This is a genomic window from Sporosarcina sp. ACRSL (genome assembly GCF_022346605.1).
In the GTDB taxonomy this organism is placed as follows: domain Bacteria; phylum Bacillota; class Bacilli; order Bacillales_A; family Planococcaceae; genus Sporosarcina.
In genome coordinates this window covers 285455-301225 of the sequence record NZ_JAKRNT010000004.1, presented here as the reverse complement: position 1 = coordinate 301225, position 15771 = coordinate 285455, and the positions used below count along the sequence as shown (strand labels likewise).

Below are 15771 nucleotides of genomic sequence, written 5' to 3'. Positions count from 1 at the left end.
TCCAAATACATTAATACCCTAACTGCTCATGCACTTTTTTGAACGTCGCAATAAATTCACTTCTGAATTCCTCAACATCCACGTCCAAGACGACATGCACATTTCCATCTTCATTATAATGCGTAAGCGTACATCCTGATGCATCACCTTCCGTGACGACATTGACGGTTGCCCGTTTACCTGCAAACAGTTCCGGTCTCGTCAAATAAATAATCGTGCACAGATCGTGAATGGCAAATTCGTCCGCCGCCGTTGACGGGCTGTCGTAGCCACTTAGCAATTGGCTGACCATCTCTCCCACTTTTCCGTAGCCCTCTATTTTCTTTACATCGTCGTTTGAAATACGTGTCTGCAGCGTCACATCCAACCCGCACATGATGATTTTGACATCCTCATCAAAGACAATTTTTGCCGCATGCGGATCGACGAACATATTAAATTCGGCTACTGGCGTTCTGTTGCCGCCTTTCACCGCACCACCCATGAGGACAATCTCTTTAATATTGTTTTTTACTTCAGGATACATTTTAAATAACAGTGCGATATTCGTAAGAGGACCAATCGGCACAAGCGTGATTGGCTCGTTTGAATTAAGAATAGCTTTTCTTAATTCCTCAACTGCATGCTTACTAGAAAGCAGCGTGCGATTTTCTTTTACTTCGAACTGGTAGCCGCCGACTCCACTCTCTCCATGAACTTTTGCAGCAGATACTAATTTATTCAATAACGGTTGATCCGCGCCTTTCGCAACCGGAATATCTTTCCCTAAAAAATTTACCAAGTTGACCGCATTGTTCGTCGTATTTTTAATTCCAACATTGCCACCGACTGTCGTGATCAATTTCACATCAAGTTCCTCTGCAAATATCGCAGCCGTTATGGCAATGACGTCATCAATTCCTGGGTCCGTATCGATTATAATTGGTGTTTTCATAAAGTCATTCCTCGTTTCTCTAAGTTGAACAAATAAATTAGACTCGCTCTCATTATAAGAGAAGGCCCAATAAACATCACGTAATTTTCCGTTTAACGACATGCCAAAATATCCCTTCAAATTGTGTCGGTGCCTGTGTATGGTACATTTATGACTATTCAACGATATGTATATACATAAGAAAAGAAGCCAATCAAACATTGATTTGACTGGCTTCCCTCATTTCGTTTATACAATTGTAGTGCATTGTCTGAATTGTGTGCTGCACAGGCAGCTATTTTTGCGCAACTTCTGCCTGGCGTTTCGGTAGCACCGGTTCCGCCGTCTCCCCGTACCCGAGAAGGGCCAATACGGTGAGCAGTATTGTTTGCGGGCCGAAATGGGCATTTGTCGGGTCGTAATATTCGTTCAGTGTATGAATGCCTCCTGCTTCTCCTCCGCCGTTAAGTGTAACGGCTGGAACGCCTAGATTAATGGGCACGTTGGAATCTGTGCTGGATGCACTACCCAAAACCGGTTCAAATCCGAGCGCGGCTACAGCCGCCATCGACGCTTGGACAATATCCGCATCAGGACTCTGACTGCCTGCAGGTCGATCTCCAACCTGCTCAATCTCCACCGTCACTTCATCCGATTTCCCTCTGAAGGTGTTCTCATCGACCGCTGCCTGCTGCAAGATCTCAAGCACCTTCGCCTCAAGGTTCGCCAACTCCTCTTCAGAATTGGAACGGAGATCGATGATCATCTTCGCCGTCTCCGAGATCGTATTCACCGAAGTTCCGCCACTAATGACACCGACATTATACGTCGTCTTCGGGTCAGCAGGCGTCTCCAGAACGGAAATGCCCGCAATCGCCCTGCCTAGCGCGTGAATCGGATTCGCGGTCCCAAAACTTCCGAAACTATGTCCCCCTGGACCCTTATACGTCACGGAATACCGTTTACTGCCCGTCCCTAAATAGGTGATCCTTTCAGGAGCTCCAGGTTCCACGGAAATGAAACCATCGATATCATTGCGCGTACTGAATAAATGCTTCACCCCGTGTAAATCGCCTAGCCCTTCCTCCCCGACCGTCGCTCCGACAATTAGATCACCTTTCGTTTCAATTCCTGCATGATTCAATGCACGAAGAATCGTAAGGACAACCGCCAACCCACGACCGTCATCCGAAATCCCCGGTGCATACACCTTTCCGTCAACCCACTTCGCTTGAACATCCGTCCCCGCAGGAAAAACGGTATCAAGATGCGCGCAAAGTACGAGCGACGGACCGTTCCCGGCACCTTTCCGAATGCCGAACACATTTCCGACTTCATCCACCTGAATATCCTCGATACCCAAACTCCGAAGTTTCTCCTGATATACTTTCCCTCGCGTCCATTCTTCAAATGTGGGCGCTTCGATTCCCGTTAACTCGATTTGTTCATTCGTTGTCGCATCATTATCCGCTTCCAAAAACGCGAGCGCTTCTTTTACTTTTTCATCCGTTGCAATCGACTTCACTGTCTCAACGATTTCCGGTTTCATATTCATAGCGACAAGTCCCCTACCTTTGATGTATTTAAATGTCGATCAAAAAACTCCACTGTCTTCGTATGCAGCGTAATATGATTTTCGATCCTTTCCGTTTGATGGCCCTCGTCTTCGAAAATGACTAATTCTACTTCACGGTCCAACTTCTCTAAATCAGCAACGAGCTGTTCCGCTTCGCTCACCGGTACACGCGTATCATTCCTGCCATGGACAACGAGCAACGGCGCTGTAATTTTATGTGTGAGATTCATAGGGGCCGTTTCATCGAAGAAATCGCTATATTTTTCAAGGGAACCATATTCACACTCACGCAAATACCTTCTCCATTCCCCTGTATTCGTCAAGAACGTTTTCAAATTGGACATCCCAACGATATCAACGCCCGCTGCCCACAAATCCGGATATTGCGTCAACGCGGACAACACCATGAATCCTCCATAGCTTCTCCCCATAATGCCGATTCGGTCAGGCAATACGTGGTGGGATTCCGTCAGATCCTTCGCCAAACTAGCCAAATCCGCGACGGCATCCAACCTCTTATCCGCATCATCCAGTTTCAAATACTTCCGGCCATATCCATTGCTCCCTCGGATATTCGGAACTGCCACTGCGAAACCTTTGTAGACTAGATATTGCAAAACAGGATTGTACTCCGCCTTCGACTGGCCTTCAGGACCGCCATGCACGTAAATGACGGCAGGCTTCTGTCCGTCCTTGTCTTTGTTATAAAAGAAATACGGAATTTCTAATCCATCAAAAGCGGAATAGGAATGAAGTTCGGGTTCAATCCAATAGTTTCCGACGGATTTTGATTCACCGATGAACGTCAATCGCTCTACCTGTTTGGTCTTCAAATCATATTTCCAAATGTCCCCCGGATTCGTCGGGGTTTTCAGTGTGAATAAAAAGGATTCATTCGAAAGCCATGACAGTGATGCAATCACACCTTTCGGCAACGCATCAATCAGTTCATAATTCCTTCCATTAGGATAGTAGACACCTAGTTTTGCCACGCCGCCTTCATTCAAAGTGAAAGCAAGCGACTCCCCATCCGGTGATAGTGCGATTTCTTCCATATCCCATTTCTCCCAATGGAGAATCTTTCCAAGACTGCTCGGATCTTGCAATGAAAATCTGCATAAATGCAGTGTATCCTCGTTAGTATCTGTAAGGACAAACCCCTTACCATTCTTAACAATCGGGGAATGTATACGTGCAACGGCTCTATCCACTCCAAGACGTACCGTTTCCTTCGTTCGGATGTTTACGATATAAACGGACCTGTCGATATTCGTATCCATAATGCTAATAAAAAGCGATTCCTCATCCACCCAACCGAGCGGAACACAATTGCGATCACTCGTAAAGACTTGTTCCACTTCTCTCGTGACCACGTCGATTACGAATACATCAAAAGATCCGGGATGACGACGGTTGCTCGAATAGGATAAATAACGGCCATCCTTCGACCAGCCCCCGACATAATGGAAATGATCCAATGACTCCACAAGTACTTCCGGATTGCTTCCGGTCGCATCAACGATATACAGTTGCTGCTTTTCATTCCCCTTACTGTCCACACCTATGACAGTCCGGTCCCCGGTAGGCGAATGATGAACACTCAAAACCCGGTCATGCATCTCAATAAACTGGAACGGCTCACCTTGGTCGTCGAGTTTCCACACTTGCGGAATACCAGTTAATTTCGTTAGAAAAGTAAACGTGCTTGTCCCAGGCACAACCTTCGCTTCATACGCAGAATTCACTTTCAAAAAATCCAACAACACTTTCTCTTCATCCGACATAAATAATCCCCCATCCCAAATAATTCTTATATTTCCTACTAGTATACCATTTCCATAGATTGCACGAAAAGCGTACTGAAATTAACGGTGCCTGTGCATGGTACATTTATGACAATTCACTTTCTGTTATAAATATCCATATCAAAGTTAACCATTCGCCTAGATAAATGACTTTTCATATTTACACTATGCAATTGTAGCGAATAAACTGATTAGTTTTTTGCACAGGCACCCAAACAATTCAGTCTTTTGCTGACAAACGGTTGCTTGGTATAGGATAATAGCAGGTAGAGAACTTCAAATAGAAAGTAGTGCTGAACAATGAATGTAGAAGAGGTTATGCAGGAGCTCGAAGCGCTCGGCAAGGAACGAACGAAGAAAATATACATGTCCAATGGTGCGCATGAGCCGCTTTTCGGTGTAGCAACGGGTGCGATGAAACCAATGGCGAGGAAGATAAAAATAAACCAACCGTTGGCGGAAGAGCTTTACGCGACTGGGAACTATGACGCTATGTATTTTGCCGGCATCATTGCCGACCCGAAAGCAATGACTGCAGCGGATTATGATCGTTGGATTGATTCCGCGTATTTTTACATGCTGTCCGACTATGTCGTCGCCGTCACGTTGGCGGAAGCGGATATCGCCCAAGAAGTCGCCGACAAATGGATTGCGAGCGGTGAAGAACTGAAAATGTCAGCCGGTTGGAGCTGCTATTGCTGGCTGTTAGGAAATCGAAAAGACGTCGAGTTTTCCGAAAGCAAAATCGCTGGCATGCTTGAAACCGTGAAAAATACGATTCACGATGCACCGGAACGGACAAAATCCGCCATGAACAACTTCGTCTACACAGTCGGATTTTCATACGTCCCCCTCCATGAAATGGCGGTCGAAACCGCAAAAGCGATGGGCCCAGTAGAAATGAAGCGCGACAACAAAAAAAGCAGTATTCTAAACGCCTACGAAAGCATTCAAAAGGAAATAGATCGAGGAAAAATCGGCTTCAAACGCAAATATGTAAGATGTTAATTGTGGTGGTACAGGTTGGATTTATACAATTGAATGGGAAGGCCGGTCAATTTCAATTCTGACCGGCTTTCACTTTTACGAATATAAAATTGTAGTGATTAACTGAATAGTGCGCTGCACAAGCGCCGTTTATTCGGCTTTTTGAAGCCATGCTTCCAGCAACTCCTGCTCCCGTTCCCGTGAAATTCCCGCTTTCCATTCTGTTTCTTTTGCTTTTACACATTGATAAATGTCAGAAATTGTGTCTTCTAGCGGTCTAAAGGACAAGCCGTTCCTAACAGCTTTCTCTATACTAATGAAAGAACTGCCTTTCCACGGTTCCGAGGCGCCTTGTAATGCAAATTGTTCGGGAATCCATAACGGCATTTCCGTCCAAGGCTGCACCTTCTGCTCAAGCATGAATTGTTCATCTGCCCAAACAAACTTGGCATCGCTGTCCGTCACTGCCTTGCACGTATTCAAAAACTCTGCCATCGTCAATGTAGTCCCAGGCCCCGTCGTATTATACGTGCCCGCCTTTCTGTTTTCCGCCATCGTGAGCACCCATGCTGCCAGATCTTTGACGTCAATGAATTGGACAGCCCGATCCGGACGCCCCGGCACTAATACGGTTCCGCCTTGCGCTACACGATGCACCCAGTACGGTAGCCGATCCGTATAATCATAAGACCCAACAAGCAATCCCGCTCTCACTTGCAAAACCCGTTCAGGCCAATGCTTCTCCGCTTCTTCTTCACACGCCACTTTCATTCCACCATAATATTCATAAGGAGATACAGTCCCCTCCTCAATGTCTTTCAGAACATTTTCCGGAGGGATGGAATGCACATGATAGTCCTCCGCAATATTTAGAGGAATCCAATCCGGGTAAACGGAGATGCTTGAAATATAGGTATAATGCTCGATGTTAGCCCCGAGTACAGCTGCAATCTTCTCAATTTGATGCGGCGAAATCCCGCATGTGTCTATAACAACATCCCATTTTCGATTTTCCAGTTGTGACACATCGCCGTTTCGATCGCCAGTCAGCTGCTCAACTTCTGGAAATACTTCGGGATTGGTACCACGATTAAACAAAGTGACTTCATGCTCTCTTTTCAACGCTTCCTCCACTAAAGCTCTCCCTAAAAAACGAGTGCCCCCTAAGATAAGAACCTTCATACCTTTCCTCCGTTCATTTTAATAAATTTCATATTCACGTTATTTCGCCATAAACAACTGAAATCCTCTTTAACTGGCGGATTCAATTAATAATCATTTACACATTTAATTATGAGATGATATCATTAATCGAACAAGTCTAAATTTTCAAAAGTAAAACAGGAAAGGGATGAAGTTATGGGGAGATTAATTCACTTCGAAATTCATGTCGATAACATGGAACGGGCGAAGAAATTTTACGGCGAAGTATTCGGATGGTCATTTCAAGACTGGAGCGACTATGCAGGGTTGCCTTACTTCGGGGCAGTGACAGGCGAAGATAGCGAACTTGGGATCAACGGTGCATTAATGCAACGTCAAAGCCCTCTGCCTGAAGCAGGACAACCTGTAAACGGATTCACTTGCACAATTGGTGTAGAAAATTACGATGAAACCGAAGAGAAAATCTTGGCGAACGGCGGAACAGTCGCCATGCCAAAATACGCCCTGCCTGGCATGGCGTGGCAAGGCTATTACACTGACACGGAAGGTAATCTTTTCGGAATCCACCAACCAGATGAAAATGCGAAGTAAAAGTAGCAAGGGCTGCCCCATTTTTAGGACAGCCCTTTTTTCTTTCAATCGCGTCTCAAGAGATCTCGTCTCCACGCCACAATCCCGCATAAATCTTTCAAATCGCGCATAAATCGCGAAATCCACGCATAAACCTCAGAATATACGCATAACTGAACGAACCTACGCATAAAACGCTACAAAACCGCATAAACGCCTATAACTACGCATAAAAGCAAGCCCTACCAATTCCGTGGTTTCAACTCCGGACCAACAATATGCGAAACTTCCTCTCCACTCGTTTCATCATGATGGAAATGTGCCGAATACCAAACGACAACATCCTGTCCATTGATTTTTTCTTGTGGAACAAGGAATTTATCTAAATTCGCTTTCGCTCTATTTATATCTGTCGTAAAACCCTGTCCATCATCCAACTCATTACTATTGTAACGAAGGAGCCATACATCCCCCACTCCAAAACTATCCGCTTTGCCATCGTTCTTACCGGGGAATAACGCATATCCTTCCCCCGACGATTTGTTAGATATGAGCCAATGGCGATTATGATAATTGTCGCGAGACCTTCGAATTTCATAATTGATTGTCCGAGGAATCAATGTTCCGGTACTGATCTTTTCATTAATTTCTTGTATAACGTTATTCCCACTTGTACGTATATCAAAATCAAATCGCCAATATACGTGATGCGTATGAGCGTTGCATGTACATGAATTAGCGACCGCGCCCATTCCAAATCGCGGCTGAATCGTACCATCTTTATGAAAACGCCATTCGCTAATATAGCGATACCAGCCCGCTTCCAATTCACTCATTAATACAATTTCTTCTTCATCCTCATAAATGGCGACACCGTGAAAGTTGCCCGTATCTGAGTCAGTATCGAGAACCGTTCTTGGAGGACTGGAACATAATCGAATTCCAGGTGCAACGTCTGTGCCGATCGCTTCAAACATCCCTTCCTGCCACTGCCAATCCCGATACGGTCCGCAAAGATCATTCTCATAGCGGACATTCAAAATCGGCACGTGTGCACGGGATAAGACTTTTTTTCCACGATAATACACATCTCGAAGTTCGATGCCCGACCCAACTCTACCTGAAGAGGCAGCCGGTCTCACTGCAAGGAAACTCCAGATCTCCTGATCGTCTTCCGTGACAGTCACTTTGTATTGTCCCGCTGTACCTTTTCTTGCGGTAGGTTGATTGGCATCAGGTGGAGGCATACAAATATGATCAAGTGCTATTGCAGATGGCGGTGCACCCGTTTCATATAAGATCACTTCGCGTTTAACCATATTAACTCCGACAATCTGATGCTTCGGCTCTCCGGTTCCATCCTCTACTTTCCCCTTCACAGGAAGAAGTCCAACTGCAAGGGTTCTTTCCATATAGTCATCCGTATCTGATCCAATTATTGCAGGCATTGCCCTGTAAGGACGGACAAGATTTTCTCGAAGTAAGTAGCCAAGCTGAGGATACTCCCGAACAATCGATACCGCTAACTCAAACTCATCCGCACTTGGCAGTGGCTGTGTATCTGGGTACGAAACACGGATAGATCCTGAATCACCGATCGGTCCAGTTGCCATCACTGTACGATTGTTGGTGTAGTCATAGTACGTGGCTACAAATTCGCTTTGAGAAGTTGATTGAGCACTTTTCAGGAGACCCGCGGATTTAGTATCTTCATCAAGCACTTCCAGCGATAACAACAGATGCCTCGTTCCCTGTAAACACGATTGGATAGAAGGATGATGATCACACATCCTTCTTACTTGACTCATTGTATCTTGTCCCTGTCCAACTGGAACTACGGCCACACTACGTTTTGGGTTTACCCCCATTCCATCACACTCCCTATTAATAACCGCCTTCTTAACAGGTTATGTAAATGAATAGTCATATGAAACGGATGTTCACCTATTTCACTATACGTATCGACTTAAAGACAAGCCTCTAATAATGTTGATTTTCATTTCTAACGAACCCGGTAATTAAAGAACTAATTCCGCTCTGTAATTAGATTTTCATCTTCATCGTAATATTTATAATTCCGATATTCGTAAGTATCATTATTTGTTGGAGGCAAGTCAACCCAAGTAACAGTTGCTTGATAAGTAGTAAAATCTTGTTCTATTGTTGTCTCATTTATATCTACCTGCATTTTGGCAACTTCACTTTCATAATTAGTCACGAACATCATTTTTGAAATTCCTAGAGGTAAGAACATACTAAATGATTCATTATGATGCGTTTCAATATGCTTCCAAGCAAAATTCCCCTTCTCATTTTTATTGAACTCTATATAAGAAGGTTGATTATTGGATAGAAATCCTACAATTCTAATATCTTCAAAATCGTTAATTTCCAGGATTTCAATTTCTTTATTCTCATAGTCATTAATAGACTTAATTACCTTACTGATTGAAGCCTTATCATTTCCATATAACTCTCTTGAATTATATAAATGATAGCTAGCCACTATAAACAGGATAAGTACGGCTATAATTATCCCTATATTTTTCTTCCCCACAGTTATTTCACCCCTTAATACTGGTACGTTCTTATTGAATGATAAGATTCATTAATTGGCCAAAGAAAAAACTAGCCATTCATAGAATGACTAGCCATAATTCTTAACTTACTTGTTTCATTAACATTCGAAGCCCTAAAAAGATCGCCCACGCATCGTTGTCCTCATCAAAAAAGAACCGGATCGGCTTTTCAATCGGCATCATGACGACGAGCGTACTTTCATCACTTGCTCGAAGTTCGTACGTCTTATCCGAAACCGTAGCCATCATCTTTTGATCTTCCAACGTGATATTCACTTCCAATCCTTCTCCTGATCGATACGTTCCGACCATACGCTGAAGCTGCTCGGGTTTCATGTCAAAGTGAGGTTCCGTACTTCTCTTTTGATCGATTGACAGACCGAGAGCAGTATTCACAGCTGCAAGCCAAATGGCACTTGCACTGACATCACTCAAATTTGTTAAGACCGCTGCCACAATTCCTCGCTCTGGGATGAAACCGAAATTGGACGATACCCCTGGCTGCCCTCCGCCGTGCTCGACTATCGTTACACCTGAATAATTCGGAGTGATTTGAAGAGCATAGCCATAAAAGCTATTTCCGCTTGTATAGTGCACGGGTTCCGCCATTCTCGCAATAGATTCATGACCAATGATTTCCTGCTGGGCGACAAATACGTTTCCGTACTTTAGTAAATCCTTCACAGTCGAACGAATCCCACCACCGACTGCATAGTTCCCCAATGTCGGCCACTCACATGGTTTGGGTTTACCGTCTTCTAGAACATAGGGTGTCGTCACATTATCAAAGCTTTGTAATTCATCGAGACTGTAAGTTGTCCGATTCATCCCCAACGGCTTCAATAACAGCTTCTTAATATAATCCTGATAACTTTCTCCCGTCACCTGTTCAATAATCGCGCCTAACAATAAAAACAGATCGTTGTTGTAACAAATAAACTCCCCGGGTCTCCCTAAAACGGTTCTTTCCACTTTATTAATATAACGAAGATGTTCGTCAAATCCGTCTAATTGCTCCACCCTCTTCATCGTCGCAATTCCTGTCGTATGCGATAAAAGATGATGGATTGTGATGTCGTCAATATCGTCATAGCCAATTAACTGGAATTGAGGAAGGTACTTCGTAACCGGATCGGCAATTTGCAATTTCCCCTCTTCCACTAGCTTCATAATCGCAAGCGCAGTGAATGATTTCGTAACGGAAGCGACGCCAAAAATAGTGTCCGGAGTGACTGGCTCATTCGTTTCCAAATCCCTCGTTCCAAACCCTTTTTGATAGATCGTTTTTCCATTTTCAGAAACCGCCACAGCAACGCCAGGTATGTGCTCGGCTTTCATAATGTCTTCAACAAATGCTTCAAATTCTGCCCACTGGCTCACTTGCATCTCCCCTTTCCAACTTTTCTGATACTTCATTCTATCATCTAATGGATTTGTAATTGATATAAAACACAAAAAGAAGTCGAACGTTTTGCCATGTTCGACTTCCACTTTCTCGATTAATTATAGTGAATCAAGTGTCTTTTTAAATGCCTCCAACGTACGATCCACTTCTTTCTCTCCATGGACTGTCGCTAGGCTGTATCGGTTCAGAGGTTTGTTGTAAATGCCGCGAGCGAGCAAGTGATAATCAATGTCTTTTCTGAGTGCGAAATTGGATTCCTGCAAATCGCGATAACTTTGGACTTTCTTTTTTTCGGTGAAGATAAAATTGAAAATGGAGCCCATGCCAATCGTTTGTACATTGATTCCTTTTTGGAGGAATAAATCTTGAATTCCCGACTTCAGTTGATTAGCCGTTTCAAACACATGGTCGATCTCTTGCTCAAGCACCTCAATCGTCGCCAACCCTGCAGCGAGTATTGTCGGATGCCCATTGTACGTCCCACTGTGGAACAATACATCCTTCGCACCGGAACGTTTACTTTGGCTGTTATCAAACACATCCGAAGCAGCGGTCGGCGCGCTGATCTCCATGATTTCCTTGCTGCCCCCGACGATGCCTACTGGGAATCCGCCGCCGACTACTTTCCCCAATGCTGTAATATCCGGCGTGACGCCGTAAACCTTTTGCGCGCCGCCTAAACCAAGGCGGAACCCCGTCTTCACTTCATCGAAAATGAGCAGAATGCCTAGTTTTTTCGTCACAGCTCGTAGACCTTCCATGAATTCCTGTTCTGCCGGGATAAAACCTCCTTGGACAGGCTCCAGAATGACAGCTGCGATTTCGTCCTGATGTTTTGTTAAAATGTCAATTGTCGCTTCCAAATCGTTAAACGGCAAAATAATCGTATTTTCAATTTGATGCGGCTCAACGCCTTTTGATTCTACAATCGAGTTCGGGTTTTTCGCAGGTCCTGCCTCGTTTAATGGTGGATTGACGCTGAGAAGTACTTGGTTATAGCCGCCATGGTAATGACCTTCGAATTTAGCAATCTTGTATTTTTCCGTATATGCATAAGCCATTCGAATCGAAAGCAATGTCGCTTCCGTTCCAGAATTCGTGTAACGCAATCTTTCCATCCCAGGATAAAGCTCTTGGATTTTCTTCCCCATTTCCACTTCTAAATGATGTGGCGTTCCAAATAGCAACGTCCCTTCTTCGTCCATCTGCTTCCGAATGGCTTCCATCACCTTCGGATGGCCATGGCCGGTCATCAATGCACCGTAAGAAAGCAAATAATCTACGTATTCATTGCCATCCAAATCCGTTAAATAGGCACCTTTCCCCTTTTGCATAATGACCGGATAAGGTTCGAAAAACTTGATGTTGGCGGTCACTCCCCCAGGCATGACATTTCGGGAAGTCTTTGAAAACTCAAGTGAAGCAGGTGTTTTTTTACGATACTCTTCAATTCCCGTGACAACTTTACTTTGAACCATTTTTTCCACCCCTATGAATTTTTTATTTCATTTCTAAACAATATGAAATATTTATTGCAAGTATACATCGATAGTTTATGAATGTAAATAGTGAAAATTTAAACTTCAATAAACAAAAGATATTTTTATTTTATCCAAAATCAAAAATGAAATAACTATTGCATTTTCTTATAAATTCAAATAGTATGTTTAAAGAATAGTAAAACAAAGGGGGATTCTATTATGTTTGGAAAAACATTCAAACAATTAGCTGTCGGATTTACACTAGCAGGCAGTGTACTCCTTGCAGCATGTTCTGCGGGGAATGCATCCGACAACGAGGGAAGTACGCCAAAATTGATGGTTGGAACAGATACAAGTTATGTTCCATTTGAGTTTTTGGATCAGGCATCGGGAGAGTATGTTGGCTTTGATATCGATCTTTTGAAAGCGGTTGCAGAAGAAGCAGGATTTGAATATGAGCTGAAGCCAATGGATTTCACAGGAATCATTCCAGCACTTCAAACTCAAAATCTCGATTTGGCCATCGCTGGAATTACGATTAAGCCAGAGCGCGAAGCCGTAATAGACTTTAGTGATTCATATTATGATGCCGGGACTGCCATCCTTGTCCGTGCAGATGAAGAAGAAATCAATACGGTAGATGATCTAAAGGGGAAGATTGTCGCCACAAAACAAGGAACATCCAGCTATGATTACGCAACTGAAATAGAAGGTCTGAAGGATCTCGTTCCTTTTCCGAACATCGACCAGGCATATATGGAACTTCAAAAAGGTTCAGCAGATGCTGTCATTTTCGACCTACCTAACATCCAGTACTATATTAAAACGAGTGCTGAAGGAAAAGTGAAGATTACAGGCGATCTTCTGGAAGGACAATCTTTTGGAATTGCAATGCCAAAAGGAAGCGAATGGAAAGAAAAAATTGATGCTGCTTTGGCAGAGGTCATAGATAACGGAACATATGAAGAACTATACAAAAAATGGTTTGGGGAAGCACCACCAGAAAAATAATTCATCTTGGGAAAACGCATTCAGATGAAAGTAGGGATAGATGATGGGAAATGGATTTACACTAGATTGGGCATATGCCATTGATGCGTTGCCCATCTTAGTTCAAGGACTTAAATATACAATCTTGATTGCAGTTGTCGGGATTCTCATTGGGTTCATAATCGGAATCATTGTAGGCTTAGGGCGTGTATCCAAAAACAAATTCCTTTTTAGCATTTCGACGATTTACGTTGAAATTATTCGCGGGACACCTATTATGGTACAAGCTCTCTATATTTACTTTGCACTTCCGATGATACTAGGAATAAAAATAGATCCTCTTGTTGCAGGGGTTACAACAATTGCCATTAATGCAGGAGCTTATATAGCAGAAATTGCCCGTGGTGCTATTGAAGGCGTCGATAAAGGGCAGATAGAGGCTGGGCGGTCATTGGGACTAACAAAGTTCCAAACATTGTATCGGATTACATGGCCCCAAGCATTTAGAAGAATGATCCCCCCTCTTGGGAATCAATTCATCATTAGCTTAAAGGATACTTCCCTCCTAACCGTTATCGGGGTTGGAGAACTGACCCGACAAGGAACGATTGTTGTATCTTCAAATTTCCGTGCCGTCGAAGTGTACACGGCCGTCGCAATCCTATATTTAATTTTGACGCTTTCCATTTCATTAGGATTGCGCCTAATTGAAAGGAGGCTGCATGTTAAATGATTGAAGTTAAAGATCTACATAAAAGCTACGGGGATCTTGAAGTTTTAAAGGGAATAGATTGCAAAATCAAACCACAAGAAGTGATCTCAATTATCGGGCCTTCCGGATCGGGAAAGAGTACATTTCTTCGCTGTTTAAATCTTCTTGAGGATGTCACTTCAGGAGAAATTCATATTGAAGGAGTTTCGTTAACTGATAAAAAGACTGATATAAATAAAATCAGAAGCGAAGTCGGTATGGTTTTTCAACAATTTAATCTCTTTCCACATATGACTGTGTTGGAGAACATCACCCTTGCTCCTATGATTGTAAGTAAAGTGAATAAGGAAAGTGCAAAACAAAACGCTATGAAACTACTCGAAAAGGTCGGGCTTGCCGATAAAGCAAATGTGTATCCTGAAAAGCTATCAGGCGGTCAAAAACAACGGGTTGCCATCGCCCGAAGCCTAGCGATGAACCCGAAAGTTATGTTATTCGATGAACCGACATCAGCTTTGGACCCTGAGCTCGTCGGGGAAGTGTTAACCGTTATGAAAGACTTGGCGAAAAGTGGCATGACGATGGTCGTCGTTACACATGAAATGGATTTTGCTCGAGATGTTTGTGATCGGGTCATTTTCTTCGACCAAGGTATCATTATGGAAGAAGGACATCCGGATAAAATTTTTACGAACCCAGATAACGATAGAACTAAATCATTTTTACGGAAAGTATTATAATACCGGAAGGAAGTGTTCGTAATGGTGAAAATTGCAGCAGTGCAAATGCATGCTAAACCTAATAAAGGCGAGGCAAATACAAATTGTGCAATTTCAATGATTAGACAAGCTGCCGAGCAGGGAGCACAACTGATTGCATTGCCGGAACTTTGGATTAGCGGTTATTATTTATCCAGGGAGGAATTCGACCGGTTCGGGGAAAAGCCTAATGGAAAGACCGTTTCTTTATTTCAACAGTTGGCAAAAGAACTCAATGTTGTCCTTGTCGTCCCATTTGTGGAAGAAGAGGATGGCGATCTCTTTATTGCTAGTGCCGTTATAGAGAAAAACGGTGAAGTTGTCAGCACCTATAGAAAGTCATTTTTATGGGGTCGTGAAAAAGCTATTTTCACACCTGGAACTAGACAATATGAAGTCGTTTCTACGTCAGTTGGAAAAATTGGTATTCTTATCTGTGCGGATATTGAGTTTCCTGAACCGAGCCGCATCCTAGCATTACAAGGAGCTGAATTAATAATTTGTCCATCTGTTTGGAGCATTCCTGCAGAATCAAGATGGGATATCCAACTGCCTGCTCGTGCATTGGATAATACTGTTTTCGTTCTCGGGGTCAATACAGCGCACGAAGGCAGTTGCGGGAAAAGTAAATTCGTTGCACCGAATGGCGAGGTGCTAATCGAATCCCCTTCGAATACGGAGGATGTCCTTGTAGCGGAAATGGACACTTCCTTAATAGATCAAACAAGGGTGGATGTCCCCTACTTAGATGATTTAGATCGTAATCTACTACCCGGATCAGATGTTATAATTGATTACAAAAGCAAAATTTCACTTTAAGGATTGGATGGT

The 15771-nt window shown here is 43.5% G+C and carries 14 protein-coding genes; 6 read left to right on the top strand and 8 right to left on the bottom strand.

Annotation, left to right across the window (positions count from 1 at the left end):
- Positions 1-10: 10 nt before the first annotated feature.
- From MHZ92_RS08350 to MHZ92_RS08340, 3 genes are all read right to left on the bottom strand, one after another.
- The gene (locus MHZ92_RS08350; RefSeq protein WP_239431212.1) at positions 11-934 is read right to left on the bottom strand and encodes a nucleoside hydrolase; all 924 of its coding nucleotides are present in this window, start codon (positions 932-934) and stop codon (positions 11-13) included.
- A gap of 274 nt (positions 935-1208) precedes the next feature.
- Positions 1209-2468: a M20/M25/M40 family metallo-hydrolase gene (locus MHZ92_RS08345; RefSeq protein WP_239431211.1), complete on the bottom strand. Its 1260-nt coding sequence runs from the start codon at positions 2466-2468 to the stop codon at positions 1209-1211.
- Positions 2465-4273 carry a S9 family peptidase gene (locus tag MHZ92_RS08340; RefSeq protein WP_239431210.1) on the bottom strand — a complete coding sequence of 603 codons (1809 nt, stop codon included), beginning with the start codon at positions 4271-4273 and terminating at the stop codon, positions 2465-2467. The genes MHZ92_RS08345 and MHZ92_RS08340 overlap by 4 nt, the downstream gene beginning before the upstream one ends.
- Before the next feature lie 321 nt (positions 4274-4594).
- Here MHZ92_RS08340 and MHZ92_RS08335 point away from each other — a divergent pair, with 321 nt between their 5' ends.
- Entirely contained in the window at positions 4595-5302 is a 708-nt protein-coding gene (locus tag MHZ92_RS08335) for a DNA alkylation repair protein (protein WP_239431209.1), read from the top strand.
- A gap of 129 nt (positions 5303-5431) precedes the next feature.
- Here the strand turns inward: MHZ92_RS08335 and MHZ92_RS08330 are convergent, their stop codons facing one another.
- Positions 5432-6463 (bottom strand): SDR family oxidoreductase, encoded by a 1032-nt coding sequence (locus MHZ92_RS08330; protein ID WP_239431208.1) that lies wholly within the window; start codon positions 6461-6463, stop codon positions 5432-5434.
- Between the two features lie 177 nt (positions 6464-6640).
- On the opposite strand from MHZ92_RS08330, the gene MHZ92_RS08325 reads away from it, so the two are divergent.
- Positions 6641-7036: a VOC family protein gene (locus MHZ92_RS08325; RefSeq protein ID WP_239431207.1), complete on the top strand. Its 396-nt coding sequence runs from the start codon at positions 6641-6643 to the stop codon at positions 7034-7036.
- Positions 7037-7257: 221 nt separating this feature from the next.
- On the opposite strand, the gene MHZ92_RS08320 is transcribed toward MHZ92_RS08325, so the two are convergent.
- The 4 genes from MHZ92_RS08320 to MHZ92_RS08305 all read right to left on the bottom strand — a co-directional run bounded on the left by MHZ92_RS08320 (position 7258) and on the right by MHZ92_RS08305 (position 12477).
- The gene (locus MHZ92_RS08320) at positions 7258-8883 is read right to left on the bottom strand and encodes a copper amine oxidase (RefSeq protein WP_239431206.1); all 1626 of its coding nucleotides are present in this window, start codon (positions 8881-8883) and stop codon (positions 7258-7260) included.
- 158 nt (positions 8884-9041) lie between these two features.
- Positions 9042-9572, bottom strand: a complete 531-nt coding sequence (locus MHZ92_RS08315; RefSeq protein ID WP_239431205.1) for a hypothetical protein — start codon at positions 9570-9572, stop codon at positions 9042-9044.
- Between the two features lie 103 nt (positions 9573-9675).
- Complete coding sequence (locus MHZ92_RS08310) at positions 9676-11049, bottom strand: serine hydrolase domain-containing protein (RefSeq protein ID WP_239431204.1); 1374 nt, start codon at positions 11047-11049, stop codon at positions 9676-9678.
- A 48-nt stretch (positions 11050-11097) separates the two neighbouring features.
- Positions 11098-12477 carry an aspartate aminotransferase family protein gene (locus tag MHZ92_RS08305; protein ID WP_239431203.1) on the bottom strand — a complete coding sequence of 460 codons (1380 nt, stop codon included), beginning with the start codon at positions 12475-12477 and terminating at the stop codon, positions 11098-11100.
- Between the two features lie 222 nt (positions 12478-12699).
- On the opposite strand from MHZ92_RS08305, the gene glnH reads away from it, so the two are divergent.
- The 4 genes from glnH to MHZ92_RS08285 are packed head-to-tail and all read left to right on the top strand — an operon-like array spanning position 12700 to position 15759.
- Positions 12700-13491, top strand: coding sequence for a glutamine ABC transporter substrate-binding protein GlnH (glnH, locus tag MHZ92_RS08300; protein WP_239431202.1), 792 nt, complete (start codon positions 12700-12702; stop codon positions 13489-13491).
- A gap of 43 nt (positions 13492-13534) precedes the next feature.
- Positions 13535-14203, top strand: a complete 669-nt coding sequence (locus MHZ92_RS08295; protein ID WP_370644660.1) for an amino acid ABC transporter permease — start codon at positions 13535-13537, stop codon at positions 14201-14203.
- The gene (locus MHZ92_RS08290; protein WP_239431200.1) at positions 14200-14922 is read left to right on the top strand and encodes an amino acid ABC transporter ATP-binding protein; all 723 of its coding nucleotides are present in this window, start codon (positions 14200-14202) and stop codon (positions 14920-14922) included. Before MHZ92_RS08295 ends, MHZ92_RS08290 begins: the two co-directional genes overlap by 4 nt.
- Positions 14923-14943: 21 nt before the next feature.
- A complete protein-coding gene (locus MHZ92_RS08285) occupies positions 14944-15759 on the top strand; it encodes a nitrilase-related carbon-nitrogen hydrolase (RefSeq protein WP_239431199.1) in 816 nt (271 codons plus the stop codon).
- Positions 15760-15771 lie beyond the last annotated feature (12 nt).

Excerpts from the sequence above, each read along its gene's own strand:
- MHZ92_RS08350 (WP_239431212.1), bottom strand. The coding sequence starts at position 934 with ATGAAAACACCAATTATAATCGATACGGACCCAGGAATTGATGACGTC.
- MHZ92_RS08345 (WP_239431211.1), bottom strand. The coding sequence starts at position 2,468 with ATGAATATGAAACCGGAAATCGTTGAGACAGTGAAGTCGATTGCAACG.
- MHZ92_RS08340 (WP_239431210.1), bottom strand. The coding sequence starts at position 4,273 with ATGTCGGATGAAGAGAAAGTGTTGTTGGATTTTTTGAAAGTGAATTCT.
- MHZ92_RS08335 (WP_239431209.1), top strand. The coding sequence starts at position 4,595 with ATGAATGTAGAAGAGGTTATGCAGGAGCTCGAAGCGCTCGGCAAGGAA.
- MHZ92_RS08330 (WP_239431208.1), bottom strand. The coding sequence starts at position 6,463 with ATGAAGGTTCTTATCTTAGGGGGCACTCGTTTTTTAGGGAGAGCTTTA.
- MHZ92_RS08325 (WP_239431207.1), top strand. The coding sequence starts at position 6,641 with ATGGGGAGATTAATTCACTTCGAAATTCATGTCGATAACATGGAACGG.
- MHZ92_RS08320 (WP_239431206.1), bottom strand. The coding sequence starts at position 8,883 with ATGGGGGTAAACCCAAAACGTAGTGTGGCCGTAGTTCCAGTTGGACAG.
- MHZ92_RS08305 (WP_239431203.1), bottom strand. The coding sequence starts at position 12,477 with ATGGTTCAAAGTAAAGTTGTCACGGGAATTGAAGAGTATCGTAAAAAA.
- glnH (WP_239431202.1), top strand. The coding sequence starts at position 12,700 with ATGTTTGGAAAAACATTCAAACAATTAGCTGTCGGATTTACACTAGCA.
- MHZ92_RS08295 (WP_370644660.1), top strand. The coding sequence starts at position 13,535 with ATGGGAAATGGATTTACACTAGATTGGGCATATGCCATTGATGCGTTG.
- MHZ92_RS08290 (WP_239431200.1), top strand. The coding sequence starts at position 14,200 with ATGATTGAAGTTAAAGATCTACATAAAAGCTACGGGGATCTTGAAGTT.
- MHZ92_RS08285 (WP_239431199.1), top strand. The coding sequence starts at position 14,944 with ATGGTGAAAATTGCAGCAGTGCAAATGCATGCTAAACCTAATAAAGGC.